This window comes from Marinomonas sp. BSi20584 (assembly GCF_002792415.1).
In the GTDB taxonomy this organism is placed as follows: Bacteria; Pseudomonadota; Gammaproteobacteria; order Pseudomonadales; family Marinomonadaceae; genus Marinomonas; species Marinomonas polaris.
In genome coordinates this window covers 1-17,768 of record NZ_KZ454900.1, presented here as the reverse complement: position 1 = coordinate 17,768, position 17,768 = coordinate 1, and the positions used below count along the sequence as shown (strand labels likewise).

The 17,768-nt window shown below is 42.5% G+C and carries 16 protein-coding genes; 4 read left to right on the top strand and 12 right to left on the bottom strand.

Annotated features, from left to right (window positions below):
• Window positions 1-160: 160 nt before the first annotated feature.
• From TY87_RS21065 to leuS, 5 genes are all read right to left on the bottom strand, one after another.
• Window positions 161-820, bottom strand: coding sequence for a TIGR02466 family protein (locus TY87_RS21065; RefSeq protein ID WP_072838109.1), 660 nt, complete (start codon window positions 818-820; stop codon window positions 161-163).
• Between the two features lie 89 nt (window positions 821-909).
• Complete coding sequence (locus TY87_RS21060; RefSeq protein WP_100188558.1) at window positions 910-2,919, bottom strand: methyl-accepting chemotaxis protein; 2,010 nt, start codon at window positions 2,917-2,919, stop codon at window positions 910-912.
• A gap of 131 nt (window positions 2,920-3,050) precedes the next feature.
• The gene (holA, locus tag TY87_RS21055; RefSeq protein ID WP_100188557.1) at window positions 3,051-4,079 is read right to left on the bottom strand and encodes a DNA polymerase III subunit delta; all 1,029 of its coding nucleotides are present in this window, start codon (window positions 4,077-4,079) and stop codon (window positions 3,051-3,053) included.
• A gap of 25 nt (window positions 4,080-4,104) precedes the next feature.
• A complete protein-coding gene (locus TY87_RS21050; RefSeq protein WP_232617207.1) occupies window positions 4,105-4,668 on the bottom strand; it encodes an LPS-assembly lipoprotein LptE in 564 nt (187 codons plus the stop codon).
• Window positions 4,669-4,685: 17 nt separating this feature from the next.
• Window positions 4,686-7,133 carry a leucine--tRNA ligase gene (leuS, locus tag TY87_RS21045; protein WP_100188556.1) on the bottom strand — a complete coding sequence of 816 codons (2,448 nt, stop codon included), beginning with the start codon at window positions 7,131-7,133 and terminating at the stop codon, window positions 4,686-4,688.
• A gap of 177 nt (window positions 7,134-7,310) precedes the next feature.
• Here leuS and TY87_RS21040 point away from each other — a divergent pair, with 177 nt between their 5' ends.
• Entirely contained in the window at window positions 7,311-7,757 is a 447-nt protein-coding gene (locus TY87_RS21040) for a hypothetical protein (RefSeq protein WP_084122097.1), read from the top strand.
• A gap of 336 nt (window positions 7,758-8,093) precedes the next feature.
• Here the strand turns inward: TY87_RS21040 and lnt are convergent, their stop codons facing one another.
• From lnt to miaB, 5 genes are read right to left on the bottom strand one after another with little or no spacing between them, the layout of a single operon-like run.
• Window positions 8,094-9,725: an apolipoprotein N-acyltransferase gene (gene lnt, locus TY87_RS21035; RefSeq protein WP_232617206.1), complete on the bottom strand. Its 1,632-nt coding sequence runs from the start codon at window positions 9,723-9,725 to the stop codon at window positions 8,094-8,096.
• The gene (locus tag TY87_RS21030; RefSeq protein ID WP_072838104.1) at window positions 9,667-10,533 is read right to left on the bottom strand and encodes a CorC family transporter; all 867 of its coding nucleotides are present in this window, start codon (window positions 10,531-10,533) and stop codon (window positions 9,667-9,669) included. Before TY87_RS21030 ends, lnt begins: the two co-directional genes overlap by 59 nt.
• A 12-nt stretch (window positions 10,534-10,545) precedes the next feature.
• Window positions 10,546-11,010, bottom strand: coding sequence for an rRNA maturation RNase YbeY (ybeY, locus tag TY87_RS21025; protein WP_072838103.1), 465 nt, complete (start codon window positions 11,008-11,010; stop codon window positions 10,546-10,548).
• A complete protein-coding gene (locus TY87_RS21020) occupies window positions 11,010-12,056 on the bottom strand; it encodes a PhoH family protein (protein ID WP_100188554.1) in 1,047 nt (348 codons plus the stop codon). Before TY87_RS21020 ends, ybeY begins: the two co-directional genes overlap by 1 nt.
• Window positions 12,057-12,069: 13 nt before the next feature.
• Entirely contained in the window at window positions 12,070-13,425 is a 1,356-nt protein-coding gene (gene miaB, locus TY87_RS21015; protein ID WP_100188553.1) for a tRNA (N6-isopentenyl adenosine(37)-C2)-methylthiotransferase MiaB, read from the bottom strand.
• A gap of 217 nt (window positions 13,426-13,642) precedes the next feature.
• Here miaB and TY87_RS21010 point away from each other — a divergent pair, with 217 nt between their 5' ends.
• Window positions 13,643-14,329, top strand: coding sequence for a hypothetical protein (locus tag TY87_RS21010; RefSeq protein ID WP_072838100.1), 687 nt, complete (start codon window positions 13,643-13,645; stop codon window positions 14,327-14,329).
• Between the two features lie 85 nt (window positions 14,330-14,414).
• On the opposite strand, the gene TY87_RS21005 is transcribed toward TY87_RS21010, so the two are convergent.
• Window positions 14,415-14,873 (bottom strand): EVE domain-containing protein, encoded by a 459-nt coding sequence (locus TY87_RS21005; RefSeq protein ID WP_100188552.1) that lies wholly within the window; start codon window positions 14,871-14,873, stop codon window positions 14,415-14,417.
• 150 nt (window positions 14,874-15,023) lie between these two features.
• Here TY87_RS21005 and TY87_RS21000 point away from each other — a divergent pair, with 150 nt between their 5' ends.
• On the top strand, window positions 15,024-16,124 hold the full coding sequence (locus TY87_RS21000) for an HD domain-containing phosphohydrolase (RefSeq protein WP_100188551.1): 1,101 nt from the start codon (window positions 15,024-15,026) through the stop codon (window positions 16,122-16,124).
• 108 nt (window positions 16,125-16,232) lie between these two features.
• Complete coding sequence (locus TY87_RS20995; protein WP_100188550.1) at window positions 16,233-17,156, top strand: histone deacetylase family protein; 924 nt, start codon at window positions 16,233-16,235, stop codon at window positions 17,154-17,156.
• 14 nt (window positions 17,157-17,170) lie between these two features.
• Here TY87_RS20995 and TY87_RS20990 read toward each other — a convergent pair whose 3' ends face one another.
• On the bottom strand, window positions 17,171-17,746 hold the full coding sequence (locus tag TY87_RS20990; protein WP_100188572.1) for a DUF6151 family protein: 576 nt from the start codon (window positions 17,744-17,746) through the stop codon (window positions 17,171-17,173).
• Window positions 17,747-17,768: the final 22 nt, after the last annotated feature.

The following is a 17,768-nucleotide window of genomic DNA, read 5'->3' as shown; positions in this document are numbered from 1 at the left end:
TACTACAAATACCAATCCATTGTGAATCTTTGAGTGGAAACTTATGAAATTTATTGTAAAAAAGCAGAGTTTTGGATGGGTAAGTGGTTATACGAGCCAACTCAATCCTTTATGAAAGCTAGAAGGCTCGTAATTTATAGAAATGTTTTATGTCGGCGGGTCAGTAGGCTTCGATAATGGCGTTAAAAGCAATGACAACACGATCTTTATCACCAAAATACGGCAAAGCAGAGTGCTTTAAGTAAGACGGAAAAATGATCACTTGCCCATCTGTAGGAGTGAAATCCCAGACTCCATGTCCACCTAAGTAAGCGGTGCCTGGATCAGCATAATGTTCCGCGTTGACTCTTGGATCGTAAAAACGATTGAGGCCACCATTGCCTTCGATATTGGCATCACCGGGTTCTAAATAATAAATGCCACACCAAGAGCAATTTGGATGAGAGTGGGCATCATGGTAGCCGCCTTTTTGCGTAACATGATACCAAGACTCGATAATATGTGCGTCCGCTTCCATATCTTCTGGCCAAAAAGCTTGATTTACCGAAGCCGCAATTTCTAGAATCAGCTCTTCAAAAGCGCGTTTGGCTTCCATAACATTGGCGTCAGCGAGATCCAGAAAATCCAATGTACTTTCGTGGAGTGCATGTTTTGCTTTTGGAGCAATTTGGCTCTCAATTGCAGTGGTTTGAGTCGCTTTTTGTTGGTATACCGCCGCGAGTAATGCCTCTTTTAAAAAGTCATGATCTGGCATTTGGGTGACGAAAAGTGGTGTGCTCCAGACTGTGAGTTCTTCCAAGACAACGGATTCATTATTCATTTATTTTTTACCTAGGGCATGATGAGGCCGCATAATAACAGGCTGCAAGAATAAGTGAAGTCTAGCAAAGTAAACTTCACTTTATCGAGTTACAGGTTATTAGCCCGCTTTAGGCTCTCTATTACTTTGACTTCTTTATCTATTTCAGACATGCGAGCAGTCATATCTTGAATCGCTCGTATGTTCTCGCTGACATCTCTACTTGCCATGTTGGAAGCATCACCTAGGGATTGAATTTGTGCCGTTAACTCGCCTGTATTATTGGTGAGCCGAGACATGAACTGTTCAATACTTTCGATCGACTGACTGATAGAGCCGGTTGATTTGGTGACAGATGAGATCGTTTCTCCCGTTTTATTTAAGCTGTCTTGCGTGTTTTTAGATAGTTGTCTAACTTCATCGGCAACCACAGCAAACCCTCTACCAGCTTCGCCTGCTCGCGCCGCCTCAATCGCAGCGTTAAGTGCGAGAAGGTTAGTTTGATCAGCAATTCCGGAAATAACTTTTAAAATGGCAAGTACTTGCTCTGAATTGTTTTTTAGCTGAGCTACGTTTCCATTCAGTGCCTTGCGGCCATCTTCTTGCGCATTAATGTCATTTCTTAGGTCATGGAAGGTGCCACTTACATCGCTAATAATCGCTTCTGTCTGCTGTGAGTACTTAGTAATTTTGTTAAAGCTAACTACCACTTGTTCAAGTAAAGGACGATACTCAGATAGATAGTTAATAAGGTCTGCCTGTAAGCGATTGATTTGCATTAAACTATTCAATCTAGATAACGTAAAAAATTCTTTGAAATAACTGTAGTGAATCGGAAAATTATCAACAATAGGGTCCGAAAATGGTTCGTTTTTTGACACTTTGAATAGAAATAATGCAGTGAGTGTTTGGTTCATATGCACGCCTAATAGCTCGCCAAAAGTAGAAAAGCCCGCGGCTTTAATGTTCTGGAAGGCTGTTAGCTCTTTGAGTGCTTTTGCATTATTTAAACGACGTAAAATACAGTCATTAGCTAGCATCGCGATTGGCTGAGGCTTGCCTTTCATAAATTCGTCAAAGGCTTGTTTGGTACTATCGGCAAAGCCTTTAGCTTCTACCAGAATAAGCTCGTCGCCAAAATCTAGGTCGCAGAAAAAATGAATGATCTTGTTATCTAAATCAATGCTGGCGATGGAGCGTATAAATAATTCACTACCAATTTCAACGGCAAATGAGTGGTTTGTTAATTTTGTATTTAGATCGTTTGGTTGGCATTTAAAATAGTCACAAAGGTGGTCGACAATGTTGACTATTTTACCAGTAGATTTGGAAATGACTGTAGTAACAGTACGTCTTTGTGGGTCTGATTCTGCAATATAAAAAGAGCGTTTGGTCTTTTGGAAATTGTGTGTTTTTAGTATGCCGTAGCGAATATTGTCTGCTAACTTAGTAAAAATAACCACAGCGCAATTGTGAGCAACTTTGCTGCCGTCGTAGACAGACGCTTGTTTGAAGTCTAGCTTCCCACCCGCTGATCCACCAATGAAATGACAAGGAAAGCGCTGGCTATCGTACAAGGCTTTCATAAAGAAGTTTTCGCTAGACGACAGTCCATCAATAAATGTAATGGCAATGGTATCTTGGTAGTTGATGGCCATTTTCACATTTATTTTTTCTATTTCGGACTGAATAGTGCGAATTCTATCTTGCTTGTTTTTGGTTACTTTACCTTGCTTTAAATCTTCGCAATGCAGTGGGATAGTTTTTATTTCAGTGGATGCTAGCAGCTCTTCACTGTAGCTTTGTAAGACAATCGAGTCCCATTTTCCATCGGTCGTTTGATAAAAATTTGCTTGTTGGCTGTTAAGTTCGCCAGATGTCATCACAGCAACGACTTTTTCACAGAAAGGCGTGAATCGCTGGATTTTTTCAACAGTACTTTCAAAGTCGAGATTGGAAGACACAAAGGCGAGGATTAATTGTGTTTTCTTTTCTGGAAATTTTAATGCAGCAAGAGTGGCTTCAGACAGTTCAGCGTGAGTTAACTGAAGGATTTTAACGCCTTGATTTTTACCGGTACTATCAGATGGCGCTAATGTTTTTCGTTTAAACCAAGACATAGAAGTCTCCATAAAGCTAGATTATTTTTCTTATCATCCCATTATTAAGGATAGAACAATGTCAGCTTTATGTTTCTATTAGTTTAAATACGTAACATATTGATAATAAAAAATATTTCAATAAATATTATTTATGGTAAGTCCAATTCAGTCACCACAGGTTTGTAGCCACAAAACATCATCACTAGGTTGCGAAAGCCTATTTCGCTGTCTGGGCCTTCTAATCCCTTGATGCTTTTATCAATCAAGGCTAGGTAGTTTTGCATGTAAGGCAGGGTGACTTTGTTGTGTCGCGACATAGCGCTTTCATAAAATGGTACACGCTTGTCCCAAATTTTTTCATTTTGGCAGGCTTGCTTAAAGCTGGAGGATTGCATGCTTTGTAGTAGGTTCGCTAAGGTTTGAATTTCGCGATTAAATAGCCAAAGAATGATGCTGGCTTCAACCCCTTCGCCTAGCAACTGATGTAGGCAGTGCATAGCGTCTTTGGTTTTGCCCATTAACAGTCGATCGCTCAAATCGTAAATTGAGTAACGACTGCTGTCAGCCACGGATTCAGCAACTTTTTCGGCATCAATTTGCACGCCTTGCCCATGCACTAGGGCGAGCTTTTCTAATTCTTGGGAAAGGGCTAAAAGATTCCCCTCTCCACGTTCGCAAATCATGCTGGCAGCATCACGAGTAAGAGATAAATCTAGCGCTTGTGCTCTTTGCTGTACCCATGCAGGAAGTCGGTTTGCGTCTATTGGCCAGATTTGTACAAAAACACCTTGCGATTCCAATTGCGTGAACCATTTGGCTTTTTGAGTTCGAGCGTCAATTTTAGGCAAGGTGAGCAAGATGATATTGTCTTCGCTAAGCGATTGGCTTAATTGAGCCAATGCTTTGCTATGTTTTTCGCCCATCTTGTCTATTTGAATATCAAACATTCTACGCGTGGAAAACAACGACAAACTTTGATTTTCGTTGATGACATCTTGCCAATCAAATTGTGCATCTGCCACGAAACGCAAACGTTCATCAATATTATGATGTTGGGCCGCTTTACGAATGCTGTCTGCCGCTTCTTGGCACAATAAAACTTCGTCACCAGAAATAATATAAATAGGCGCCAAGTTTTTTTTTAGCTGAGATTCTAGTTGGTCAGCTCTGACTTTCATAATGTCCGCCTAAAAGTGATGCGAGTTATAATGGGGCATAACTTAAGTCGTAAACTAGTTGATTGGCTAGATCTTCATTCATGCTTTCTTCTTGCGCTTGGTTATAAGATAACTTGGCGCTTTCTTCAGCATTTTGATTAGTCAGTGTTTTTGTTGTGTTGATGGTTCTAGGGCCATAGAGGGATTTGCCGTCGGCTTGACGAACAAAGTAATGGCTGCTTAAACGGCGCTGCAATTGTGATAGATCATTGTCTGCATCACGGGCCAGTTCTATATCAGTTTTTGTAATAGCATTGATTTTCAGATTAAGGGTGTCTTTATTTGCACTGTTTTTATCGACGATAACAACGCCTGCTTTAGTCAGTGCGATGCGCAGCGCTCTATCGAAACTATCAGAGCCACTTTCTGACGTTAGTGTTATAACTTTAAGCTTTGCTGGTATGTTAGTTTGGCCACGTAAATGGAATCCACAGGCGACAATACTCATGGTCAGTAATGCCAATAATAGTAGACGAGTTGTTTGTGTAAGTGCGGCTATCATATCCGTGATCTCTGTATTGTTGTTGGTAAAAAGGGATGGCTCAGCCATCCCTTAGTGTACCTCAATTAGTTGGCAACAATGTTGACCAAACGACCTGGAACGACAATAACTTTTCTAACTGTTTTGCCTTCAAGGAACTTGGCAACACTTGGATGAGCAAGTGCTTCTGCTTCAATTGTTTTACTGTCAGCACTAGCGGAAACGGTCAATTCAGCACGTTTTTTACCAAGTACTTGAACAACAATAGTTAGCTCGTCCTTGATCAATGCGTCTTCGTCTAGCGTTGGCCAAGGTGTATTAACGATATTGTCACTATGGCCTAGCTCGCTCCATAACTGGTGGGCAATGTGAGGCACAATAGGAGACAACAACAATGTCGCTGCTTCTAATGCTTCTTGTTCTACAGCAAGACCCAATTCGGATGTGTCTTCGAACTTGCTGATCTCGTTACAAAGCTCCATCACGGCCGCAATGGCAGTGTTGAAGGTTTGGCGACGTTCGATATCGTCTGATACTTTCTGAATGGTTTCATGAGTCTTACGACGCAAAGCTTTTTGAGCACCATTCAATTCGGCAATGTTTAGTTCGCCAACTTTACCCGCATTGGTATGACGGTAAGATAACGCCCATAAACGGCGCAGGAAGCGAGAAGCACCATCTACACCGGCATCGTTCCATTCAAGTGATTGCTCTGGTGGTGCACTGAACATCATGAACAAGCGAACGGTATCGGCGCCGTACTTCTCAATCATTTCTTGTGGATCGACCGTATTGCCTTTGGATTTAGACATCTTAGTGCCGTCTTTGTTTACCATACCTTGCGTCAACAGACGTTTGAATGGTTCATCAGAGTTCACAAGACCCGCATCACGTAACAATTTATGGAAAAAGCGTGAGTACAATAGGTGAAGAATAGCGTGCTCTACGCCACCAACATATTGGTCAACAGGAAGCCAGTAGTTCGCTTCTTCTGTCAGCATTGCATCGGTAGAGTCTGGGCAGCAGTAGCGAGCGAAATACCAAGACGATTCCATGAAAGTATCGAAGGTATCGGTTTCGCGTTCTGCTTCTTCGCCATTAAACATAACCGAAGAAAAAGTTGGGTTGTTTTTGATCGGTGAGTTAACACCGTCCATGATCACATCTGTTGGTAGTACAACTGGTAGCTGATCTTTTGGTACTGGTACAACAGAACCATCTTTTAGGTTGATTGTCGGGATTGGCGTTCCCCAGTAGCGCTGACGGCTAACACCCCAATCACGTAGACGATAGTTCACTTTTATTTCGCCTAATTTACGTTCAACCATCCAAGCTGCAATGGCTTCAAATGCTTCTTTAAATGCTAAGCCGTCGAATTCGCCAGAGTTGCATAATACGCCTTTTTCAGTGAAAGCTGCTTTTTCTAGATCAACTAAGTCATCGCCAGCAGGCTGAACAACTTGTTTGATTGCTAGGTTGTATTTTTTCGCGAATTCAAAGTCGCGTTGATCATGAGCAGGAACCGACATAACCGCGCCTGAACCGTAATCCATCAACACAAAGTTAGCCGCATAAACCGGAACTGCTTCACCAGTAATCGGGTGAATGGCTTTGAAGCCAGTGTCCATGCCTTTTTTCTCAACTGTTGCCATATCGGCTTCAGTAGTCGACATTTTTTTGCTTTCTTCGATAAACGTCGCAAGATCAGTATTGTTAGCAGACGCTTCTAAAGAAAGAGGGTGCTGTGTTGCTACTGCAACATAAGTCACCCCCATAATAGTATCTGGACGAGTTGTGTAAACAGATAGACGCTCGTCTTTGCCTTCTACAGCAAAGCTAAATTCTAGGCCTTCTGAACGACCGATCCAGTTACGTTGCATGGCTTTTACTTTTTCTGGCCAGCCATCTAATTGATCAAGATCATTTAATAGTTCTTCTGCGTAATCTGTGATGCGGATAAACCACTGAGAGATTTCTTTCTTCTCTACATTAGTGCCACAACGCCAGCAGCAACCATCTTCAACTTGCTCATTAGCCAATACCGTTTGGTCTTCTGGGCACCAGTTCACAGCAGCTGTTTTTTTGTATGCCAAGCCTTTTTCAACTAATTGTGTGAAGAACCATTGCTCCCATTTGTAGTATTCAGGAGTGCAGGTAGCAATCTCACGATCCCAGTCGTAACCAAAACCAAGTTCTTTAAGCTGGCCTTTCATGTAGGCGATGTTTTCTGTGGTCCATTTTGCTGGTGCAGTTTTGTGCTTGATCGCTGCGTTTTCAGCAGGAAGACCAAAAGCATCCCAGCCCATTGGCTGTAGGACATTTTTGCCTTGCATGCGTTGGTAGCGAGAAATGACATCGCCGATAGTGTAGTTACGAACGTGACCCATGTGCAGACGACCACTTGGGTAAGGGAACATAGAAAGGCAGTAGAACTTTTCTTTGCTAGAATCAGCGATGGCTTTGAAGACTTTGTTCTCGTCCCAAAAAGATTGGGCAGCTTGTTCTATTTGCTGCGGATTATATTGCTCTTGCATGATGTATTCTTATCCCGTGATCGACGAAAGGTTGGTAGACCTGTATTCTCTTTAATGAAAAGAGGACCATTATAGCGACATAACGCAAGATAATGGTGCAATGGCCAGCAGAGTTTGAAAATATCCGTTATTTTATAGAGATGGAGCCCTAATTAGAAGGTGCATAGAGGAGGAGTTATGAAATCTATGAAAAAAGATTCATCAAAAAGCGAAATCGATTCCAATTTGGTTGAAGAAGCGCGTAAGACATTGATTGGAGCAAAGGATTGGTTTTTAGAAGATGTTGCTTTAATGACGGCCTATTGGCATGACAAAATGGGTTACACCGAAGCATGGGTAGATGCGAACTGGCATTACGTGCTTGATGAGAGTCATGAGTTGGTCGAAGAGCTTGACGAAAAAGAGGATACAGCTTTGTTATGGCTGATTAACCATGCGAATAACAACCCTGTGCCGCTTGAAGAGTGTCATGTGGTTGGTACGGTTGTTGAGCCAGGAAGTTATCATTGTATGTCTTGTGGACATGATAACGTTATCGAAACCAAGCAAGCATTAGCACCATGTGAGATCTGCCATTATGGCTTGATGTCGACTCATGATGATCAGACCAATAAAACTGAGTAATTCATTGTTCCTCGTTCCCACGCTCCTGCGTGGTAATGCATAGCATGAGCCTTGGTATTCCATTCACTTGCGCCTGTTTCGCAAGCTCAACGCGTCAGCGTGAATCAAATACCAAGGCTCTTTTTTATCCGTTGTTTACCCTTGTTCTTTCCTTGTTCCCACGCTCGGTCTCTGTTCCTGACTTGGCTCTACCCCCTACATCCCTGTAGGTGTCCTGCGTAGTAATGCATACCATGAACCTTGGTATTCAGTTCTTAAAATAAAAAATACTTGCGCCTGTTTCGCAAGATCCAAGCGTCAGCGTGAATCAAATTCCAAGGTTCATTTCGTTATTGGTTATCTGTTTTTGCGGTTTAGAATTAAGCCGTTTAAATAAGCAAATATCACACAAATCCCCATTAGCAAAAGTGTTGGCCAATAACCCCATTGCACGTATGGTGTATTACCTGTAAAGGCTTTTGCCTCAGCTGTCAGCGTTGTTCTTTCAAATTGCGGCGCTTGTGCGACCACTTCGCCTTTTTCATTGATGAACGCCGTAATACCTGTGTTTGTTGCGCGGATGACATAACGACCGGCTTCTTTCGCTCTAAATTGCGCTATTTGTAAATGCTGCCAAGGACCAAAAGATGTGCCAAACCAACCATCATTACTAATGGTTATTAAGAAATCACTGTCTCTTACCATGCGTCTTACTTGTTCGGCATAAACAATTTCATAGCAAATAAACGGCGCTATACCCCATTCGCCGACTTGTAGTACAGGTTGGTTTTCATCGCCGGGTTTAAAGCTCGACATAGGCATACCAAACACATCTAGGATCGGACCTATGTATTGTGCAAACGGAATATATTCGCCAAAAGGAACGAGTCTGCGTTTGTAATAAAGCCCAAAACCATTTCCTGTTGCCCAGATAGCATTGTAGTAATCTTTATTGTCTTCACTAACATCTGGAATACCAGTAATCAGAGTGGTATTAGTGTTCTCAAGTTCTTTGCTGAAGCCTTCAAAATAGGGTTTTATTCGTGGATAAGAATAAGTAATTGCGGTTTCAGGCCAGACAACTAATTCACTGTCTAAATGTTCAATGGTAGTTTGTTGGTAATAGGCTAGAGATTTTCCTGCTGTTTCAGCCAGCCATTTTTCGTCCTGCTTTACATTGCCTTGCACCAAGGTGGTTTTTAATGTGCCTGTTTGTTGTACCCATGAAACCGGGTAATAGCTTAAATAGGCCGAACCTAACCAGACAATAACGAGCACGAAAACTAGCATGAGTTGATTGGTTTGCTTAAGCAGTATGCTGGCGATCACGCTAGAGGTTAATACTACACATGCGCTAGTGAGCCAAATTCCTCCAACGGGCAAAAGCTCAAATAACCAGGTGTTTTCAATCGAATAGCCGGGCAATAACCAAGGAAAGCCAGTAAAAAGAGTGCTACGGGCGAACTCAGCAATCAATAAACCTAGTGTGACCCATAGACTCGCAGGTATTTTCTGAAAGCGCTGAATGAGTTTCCATGATGCCCAGGCTGAAAGTGCCCAAAAAACGCAGAGCACAGCGACAAATGCAAAGGTGATAAGTCCGGCTATTATGCTGCCAACTTGCCCGTATTCAGCAATGCTGACATAAACCCAAGAAACGCCTGCGCCAAAAAAGCCTAACGCGACAGCTGTACCACGCCAGCAGGCAGATTTTGCTGTTGTACTTGTTAAAACGAGCAGGCTAAATACGATTAAGCTAATAAAATAGCCGGGCCAAAAATGAAAAGGTGAGAAACTGGTTACGCCTAAAGCACCAGCAATAATGCCGATAAGGCCAATAAAAGGGGGAGGGAGTTTGGATATTTTCGCCACCAAGAGAGGCTCCCACCCCGTCTTGGTATTGGTTAAGTCGGGGTGAGGCATGTTCATATTAATCTGGTGTGTTGATGGTTGGTTTGGTGACTTGAATGGTTTTAATGCGGCGTCCATCCGATTTCACCACGCGGAAATGGAAGTTGTTGAAGAAAAGCTCTTCATCACGCAATGGCACATGGCCAAACTGTTGCACAAGTATTCCGCCAATGGTGTCGAACTCTTCTTCGTTTAGTTCGACTTTGAAGAACTCATTAAAGTCTTCAACTGGACATAATGCTGGCACAAGATAAACACCGGGTTCGGTGGTTACTTGAATGCCTTCGTCATCAAGTTTGTCGGTTTCATCTTCTATTTCACCAACGATTTGTTCTAATACGTCTTCAATCGTCACTAAGCCAGACACGCTGCCGTATTCATCTAGAACTAATGCCATGTGATAACGCTTGGTGCGAAAATCATTCAACAATACGTTTAGGCGTTTGCTTTCAGGAATGAAATTAGCAGGGCGTAAACGCGCTAAGATATCTTCTATTGTTACATCGCCTTCTTTAAATAATAAAGGCAATAAGTCTTTGGCAAGCAGGACGCCGAGAATTTCATCGGAATCCTCACCTACAACAGGGAACCGTGAGTGAGAAGAATCTATTATTTTGCGGATTGACGTTTTAGGGTCATCTTCGGACTTAATGACCACCATTTGAGATGGTGGAATCATGATGTCACGTGCCTGAACTTCAGAAACTTCTAGTGCGCCTTCAACAATAGTGAAAGCATCGCGATCAATAACATCGGATTTCACTGCAGCTTCTAGAAGTTTAACGATGTCACCACGGCTGCGTGGTTCATCATTGAATGCTTGGGTTAAACGTTCAAACCAAGATTTTTGTTGATCGTTGGATAAACTCGATCGGTCGTCACTCATTAGGGTATTAGCTCACTCTTTAATCAAATAAGGATCGGAAATAGATAGGGAAGCCAGTAGCTCTGTTTCTATCGATTCCATTTCATCTGCTTCATCATCATTTATATGATCATAGCCGCGTAAATGCAAGATGCCATGAATAGTCATATGAGCCCAATGATGGAATAACTCTTTATTTTGCTCTGCGGCTTCTTTTGCCACAATTTGAGTGCAGATGACCAAATCGCCTAATAATGGAAGCTCTAACCCAGGAGGTGCCTCGAATGGGAAAGATAGGACGTTGGTAGGTTTGTCTTTACCACGATACTCGTGATTAAGTGCGTGGCTTTCTTCTTCGTCGACTATGCGAATGGTAACTTCAAACTCTTCATCTACGTCTGGAAGGGCTTTTTCGACCCAAAGTCTAAAATCCGCTTCGCTTGGTAAATTTGCAGTTTCTTCTGTTGCTATTTGTAAATCAAGCTCTAAATACGCCATTATTTGCTACCTGCAGACTGTTCTGCTTGTGCGGTTAGACGAGCTTCGGTGCGTGCTTTTTTTTCAGCTTCCACTTCAACGTCAAATTTATCATAAGCTTCAACAATACGCTGAACCAGCGGATGACGGACAACGTCAGAAGAGCTAAATAGCGTCATACTGATGCCGCTTACGTCTTTTAAAACGTGCATTGCTTGCGCTAAGCCAGATGTAGTGCCGCGTGGTAAATCTACCTGCGTTGTGTCTCCAGTGATTACTGCGGTTGAGCCAAAACCGATACGTGTCAAAAACATTTTCATCTGCTCGCGCGTGGTATTTTGGCTCTCATCAAGAATAATGAAGGCGTTGTTCAGGGTACGGCCACGCATGAAAGCAAGCGGTGCGATTTCGATGACATTTTTTTCGATCAACTTATCGACCAATTCAAAACCAAGCATTTCGTACAAAGCATCATAAAGAGGGCGCAAGTATGGATCGATTTTTTGTGACAAGTCACCTGGCAAGAATCCCAGTTTTTCGCCTGCTTCGACTGCTGGACGAACCAGCATAATACGTTCAACACGATCAGCTTCTAGCGCTTCGACTGCACAAGCTACGGCTAGATAGGTTTTACCTGTACCAGCTGGTCCGATACCAAAGTTAATATCGTGCTTACGAATCTGCTTGACGTAGCCTTGCTGGTTTTTGCCTTTTGGCTTGATGAAGGCTTTGCGAGTTTTAATCACTAGCTGGTCAGCTTTCTCTCTTTTACTGCTCGTCAGTGATTCAATCGCTGACTCTTGCAGGTAAAGGTGAATCATTTCAGGTGTGATTTCTGTATTCGCCAATGCTTCACGGTAGAGGTTTGCTAGTAGCGTTTTTGTTGCAGCTACGTGCTCAGAATCTTCACCGGAAATGTCGAATAGCTCGCCACGGTATTTGATAGAAACATCAAGTCTCTTTTCTATTAACTTGATGTTCTCGTCGAGTTGACCGCATAGTCCAACCAAAGCATCGGCTTCGGCAGGGACTAAACGGATTTGTTGAGTTGTCTGTGTGATTTCCAAGATTTACCTTTGATTATTGTAGTGCAAAGTCAGAGTCGAGTTCAGAGCCTACTAACTCACCCAATAGGGAGTTAGGGTAAGCATCTGTGATAACAACATCTGCGAATTTACCAATCAATTGCGGATCGAACGCACGGAAATTTACAATCCGATTGTTTTCAGTTCGACCTTGAAGCTGTCCAGGATCGCGAGGTGAATAACCGCTGATCAAAATACGTTGCACTTCACCGACCATAGACAAACTAATGTCGTAGGCTTGTTGGCTAATACGACGTTGTAAAATGGCTAGACGCTCTTTTTTCACGTCTTCTGGCGTGTCATCTTCTAGATTAGACGCCGGTGTGCCTGGTCGTTGACTGTATACAAAACTGAACGAGTGATCAAAGCCGATTTCCTGAATTAGATTCATGGTATCAACAAAGTCGTCATCTGTTTCGCCTGGGAAGCCAATGATAAAGTCAGAAGACAAACTGATCCCTGGGCGCGCGTCTTTAATACGGTTGATTTTATCAATGTAATATTGACGATCATGACCACGTTTCATTGCGCTTAGGATATTGTCTGCACCGCTCTGTACTGGTAGATGTAAGTGACTAACCAGTTTCGGCTGCGTGCGGAACGCTTCTACTAAGCTGTCGCTGAATTCCACTGGATGCGACGTAGTGAAACGAATTCGCTCAACACCATCGATTTGTGCAACCGCATGAATAATGTCAGCAAGATCAGCTTCGTCACCTTCTGCAGTATCGCCACGATACGCGTTAACGTTTTGTCCTAGCAAGTGAATTTCACGTACGCCTTGCTCAGCAAGCTGTACGACTTCTTTCAAAATGCTGTCAAACGGGCGGCTTACTTCTTCGCCTCGGGTGTAAGGCACAACACAGAAAGTACAGTATTTACTACAGCCTTCCATGATAGAAACAAACGCTTCAGCACCATCAACGCGAGGGGCTGGTAGATGATCAAATTTTTCGATCTCAGGGAAGGTCACGTCAGTGATCGGAATGTGTTTTCCGGCTGCATTGATCATCTCTGGTAATTTATGCAGTGTCTGAGGTCCAAAAATCATATCGACATGCTTGGCGCGCTTACGGATCGCATCGCCTTCTTGGCTCGCTACGCAACCACCAACACCGATAACAAGGTTAGGATTTTTTTGCTTAAGTTTTTTCCAACGTCCTAGTTGGTGATAGACCTTGTCTTGCGCCTTTTCACGAATAGAACAGGTGTTAAGCAGCAGTACGTCTGCTTCTTCTGCATTGTCTGTGAGTTCCATTTCATGGCTTTCGCCAAGTAAATCTGCCATGCGAGATGAATCGTATTCGTTCATTTGACAGCCATGAGTCTGGATAAAAAGTTTTTTTGCCATGTAACGTATTAACCTAAAAATGTGTTCGTCTAATCGACTTTGGCGCTATTATATTGGGCTTTGCTTCCGAATCCCAGAGGTGTTCTGAATTCCCTGTAATTTAACGTAAAAAAGTAAGTTGAAATAGTCTTGTTTTCTTACTGGAGCTTTTGCAAAACATCAGCCACAATAATTGCACAATTTGTTTTTACGAGCGTCTTTTTATTGAGAGAGTGTTTTGACTGTATTAGCCCGTATTTTTGTTTCATGTCTTTTTGTTAGTGGTGCTGCCCACGCAGAGAGAGAGCCGCCTAACTTTGCTTTTGGTTTAGGTTATGGGCTTTTGGATGAGAAGTCTTTGATGAATATTGACTTTAAAGTCAATATTCCTATTAACGATTATTTATCCACCCAAGTATTGTTAAACAGCAACTATCTTATCACTGGCTCATCAAAAAGTAGCTTTGCCCAATCCGAGCTTTCTTCGAACTGGTTTCTTCATAACGAATATGGTCGTTTGGGGGTTGGAGTTGGCATTTCTGAACTAGAGCCTATGGATGAAGAGTTAGAAAGCGAGAGAGATGTGATTGGGCAGTTTATCGGAGAAGCATTTTTAGGATCTTTCTCGTTGACGACCAACTATATATCCACTGATACAACATTGAGTAATGTGACTAGTTCACGTATCGGTATAGGTTATTATTTCAATGAAGATCTACGAACTTCACTGTATAGGGAAAAGTATAATCTAGATGAAGTTGGCTGGCGTCTTGAAACGTACTTCCAACCGAAAAAATACCGTCAAATGGGGAGCGTTGGTGTCATTGCAAGAACAGGGGATGATTACGATTATTTAGGTGTAGTTGTTCAGTATTACTTCGATTACGCGGTGTCTTTAAAACAGCGGGATCGAGAGTTCCATTAAAACATCAATTTAGCATTAACTTTTTCTAAATATTTGAGACCTTTTCACAAGGTTACTAACGTAGTAATCGTGCAAAGGTCATCATTTATTTTTTCAGCATGGTCGAGATGTATTCCCATTCACTTTGTGTAATAGGCATTACAGATAGACGGCTGCCTTTTTTTGTTAATAACATCTCAGTCAATTCAGGGTTTTGTTTTAATTCTGCTAATGTCAGAATGGACGGCCACTTTTCAACAAATTCTACGTCCACCATAAACCAACGTGGGCTATCTGGCGTTGATTTCGCATCATAATAAGCGCTATTTTTGTCCCAGCTGGTGTGGTCTGGATAAGCACTTTTACAGACTTTGGCTGTTCCAACTATGCCTGCTGGAGTGCAACTTGAATGGTAAAAAAACACCAAATCACCTTCTTTCATTTCTTTCATGAAATTTCGTGCTTGGTAGTTTCTTACTCCATCCCAAGGTGAGTGTTTTAGTCGTTTTAAATCATCTATTGAAAACGCATCGGGTTCAGATTTCATAAGCCAGTAATTTGGCATGGATACCTCGTTTGCATAATGAAACATACTCTATGTGCACGCTTACAATTATTCTAACTACAATAAGAGGATGATGCTATAAATTGCCAATTCTTTGGGTAGACTTAAGTATGTGTCGGGGTTGTAAGTTCCTTGTAATGGAAGAGAAAAATGAGCCATTTTGCGTGTAAAGCGTTTTCAGCGTTGGAAAAAGAACTTAAGGATGACTTGCTCGAATGCTATGTGGAAGCACAACAAGAAATTGAAGAAACCATTAATAGCATCGAAGGCGATGGTTTTTCATTCGATAAATTAGACAAGCTTTTTCGCTCTTTGCATAGTATGAAAGGCAATTGCTCTGTTTGTTTTCTTGATCCCTTGGTTGGTGTGCTTCACAAGTTAGAAGAAATAGTTGATGGTATGCGTGGTGGGTACATTCAATATCACCCTTATTTGGGTGAACTGATTATTGTGGTTATTGAAAAAGTTTACGATTTGCTTCAGCAAATTTATCGATCTCATGTCGCTGAAATTGCAGTGCGTGATCAATTGCAGCGCGGTTTAGATGAAATTTATGCCGAAGAGGATGATAGCAAACGCCCCGAAATGGCAGCAACCTTACTCAGGCAATGCAACCAAGTAACAGAAGAAGTAAAAGAAGAACCGGCAGTCACTTCTGTGATTGTTAAAGTTGAATATACCGATGAACAAAAGGCTGACATTGAGTCATTTATTGGGTTTAGCCAAAAATTAAACCGCTTACTTGGTTATTCATCAGAACGGAGCGAGCGTATCCTCAAGCTTTGCCAATTGATCAATGCTGAATGTAAAAGCTCTATAGATCCAGCTCAATTAAGTGCAGCGGCTTATATGCATAATATGGGTATGGCGCTGATTCTAAACTGCAAAGACGATGAAGCTGCAAAACGCCAAGCAGAGCACAACCATCCAATGGTTGGCGCTAAACTTCTTTCCAAACATGAAGGCTGGGAAGACGCGGTTGCCATGGTTCAGGCTCATAAAGAACGTTTTGATGGTACTGGTTTCCCCGAAGGTTTGGTGGGCTCTTTGATTCCTCAAGGTGCTTTTATCTTATCAATGGCTGTTATGTTTATTGATGCTGTTTGGGGTAAATCCGGTAGTGATTATAACAAAAGTGCCATGCGTGCCGTACAAATGGTGAACTTCGAAAGTGGTAAAGGTTTCCCGCCACATCTTATTGAGTCTTTTAATGGTGCAATTCGAAAAGTCCTCGTTGCCAAGAGTAAATAATCTCTGCTTTGTATTCATTAAGTAAAACAAGTCTCAAAAGAAAGTGGCATAACCTAAGCGACCCTTGCTAGCATAGCTCTCTTTCTGAAGAGTTAAGTAATCTGTTTTATGAATGCCGCTTTGTTACCACTCGTTTTCCACCCTAATTACAGCATCCCATTTCCCGCAGGGCATCGGTTTCCCATGCGCAAGTTTGGTCTGTTGGCGGAGTCCTTAAGAGAGCAGGGGATCCTGACGGACGAAAACGAATACACACCTGCGCCGCTTTCTCTTAAAGTATTAATGGCTGCTCATCATAAAGAATACGTACAACGCTTTATTCGTGGTGAGCTGAGCAAACGAGAAGAAAAAGAAATTGGCTTGCCTTGGTCTGAATGGCTAGTCGAACGGACCTTGCGCGCCGTCTCTGGCACCATGCTCACCACTGAACTCGCGTTCGAACATGGCTTGGCTTGTCACCTTGCTGGTGGTACGCATCATGCACATCCTTCTCATGGATCTGGATTCTGTATATTCAACGATTTAGCTGTCGCCGCACTTGCTATGATCAAATCTGGCAGGGCGAAAAAAATCCTTATCCTAGACTGCGATGTACACCAAGGCGACGGAACTATTGCCTTCTTCAAAGATAGAACCGATATCATTCCGGTCTCGTGGCATTGTGAAGAAAACTATCCTCCAATCAAACAAACTGCTGGCCTCAATATCGCCATCCCCAAAGGCGCAAATGACCAAGAATACCTATCCATTCTAAAAAGTACATTGCCCGCGATACTCGCCGAACACCAACCTGACTTCATCTTCTACGACGCAGGTGTCGACGTCCATAAAGACGACCGACTTGGCTACGTCAATCTAACCGACCAAGGTATTTTAGAGCGAGATAAATACGTTATAGAAACCTGCATCGCCCTTAAACTGCCTACTGCCTGCGTCATCGGCGGTGGTTATGACAGACAAGAAGAAAAAGTCGCATGGCGACATAGTTTGCTGCATCAAGCGGCTAATCAGGTCTGGCAGGAATATTTTTGATAGGTTTACGTCTCTTACTGCTTTTTCTCAAGGACATGAGGTACGCAAATTGGCGCGCCATCTTCATTGAAAAATGCCGACGGCTTGCTGAAACCTTTTAATTTCCATGTAAGGATTTTTGTCACCATTCGAAAGTTAATGTTGAGAGGGGATGCTTTGAGATCCTCGGGAATGGGCGATTTAGCAAACTGACTAAAAACATACCCTCTGCTTTTTCCCAAATCCACATCTCGTGTTTGTGAGTTGTCCATAAAACTATGAATTACCCCAATAAATGGCCCACCGGCGCTAAATGTATTGCCAATCGGTGTATTGCAACAACTTGCATACCAGCGATGTAAACCTTTAGAACTAAGTCTTAGGCAAGCAATCTGCGACTTTCCTTCCGTGATCGTAAGAGACGACATAGGGGTTTGAAAAATATCTGTTCCACCGTACTGATCTAAAACACTCTCACCTTGTTCCAGATAATGAGCAAATGCTTGGCAGTCATGGCAACAACAAATAATCCGAGTGCCAATCCTTGTACTGACGGAAGCGATCTTTCCTTTAACCGTTCCACACGCGCACTTTAAATTTACGTCAGACATGGGGCAAAGCCTCCTTACTATG

What these genes read in the sequence shown, in the direction of transcription:
- lnt (WP_232617206.1), bottom strand. Translation starts at nt 9,725, where the DNA reads ATGGACGCCGCATTAAAACCATTCAAGTCACCAAACCAACCATCAACA.
- leuS (WP_100188556.1), bottom strand. Translation starts at nt 7,133, where the DNA reads ATGCAAGAGCAATATAATCCGCAGCAAATAGAACAAGCTGCCCAATCT.
- TY87_RS20995 (WP_100188550.1), top strand. Translation starts at nt 16,233, where the DNA reads ATGAATGCCGCTTTGTTACCACTCGTTTTCCACCCTAATTACAGCATC.
- TY87_RS21005 (WP_100188552.1), bottom strand. Translation starts at nt 14,873, where the DNA reads ATGCCAAATTACTGGCTTATGAAATCTGAACCCGATGCGTTTTCAATA.
- holA (WP_100188557.1), bottom strand. Translation starts at nt 4,079, where the DNA reads ATGAAAGTCAGAGCTGACCAACTAGAATCTCAGCTAAAAAAAAACTTG.
- TY87_RS20990 (WP_100188572.1), bottom strand. Translation starts at nt 17,746, where the DNA reads ATGTCTGACGTAAATTTAAAGTGCGCGTGTGGAACGGTTAAAGGAAAG.
- TY87_RS21000 (WP_100188551.1), top strand. Translation starts at nt 15,024, where the DNA reads ATGAGCCATTTTGCGTGTAAAGCGTTTTCAGCGTTGGAAAAAGAACTT.
- TY87_RS21040 (WP_084122097.1), top strand. Translation starts at nt 7,311, where the DNA reads ATGAAATCTATGAAAAAAGATTCATCAAAAAGCGAAATCGATTCCAAT.
- TY87_RS21030 (WP_072838104.1), bottom strand. Translation starts at nt 10,533, where the DNA reads ATGAGTGACGACCGATCGAGTTTATCCAACGATCAACAAAAATCTTGG.
- TY87_RS21050 (WP_232617207.1), bottom strand. Translation starts at nt 4,668, where the DNA reads ATGGCTGAGCCATCCCTTTTTACCAACAACAATACAGAGATCACGGAT.
- TY87_RS21060 (WP_100188558.1), bottom strand. Translation starts at nt 2,919, where the DNA reads ATGTCTTGGTTTAAACGAAAAACATTAGCGCCATCTGATAGTACCGGT.
- TY87_RS21065 (WP_072838109.1), bottom strand. Translation starts at nt 820, where the DNA reads ATGAATAATGAATCCGTTGTCTTGGAAGAACTCACAGTCTGGAGCACA.
- ybeY (WP_072838103.1), bottom strand. Translation starts at nt 11,010, where the DNA reads ATGGCGTATTTAGAGCTTGATTTACAAATAGCAACAGAAGAAACTGCA.
- miaB (WP_100188553.1), bottom strand. Translation starts at nt 13,425, where the DNA reads ATGGCAAAAAAACTTTTTATCCAGACTCATGGCTGTCAAATGAACGAA.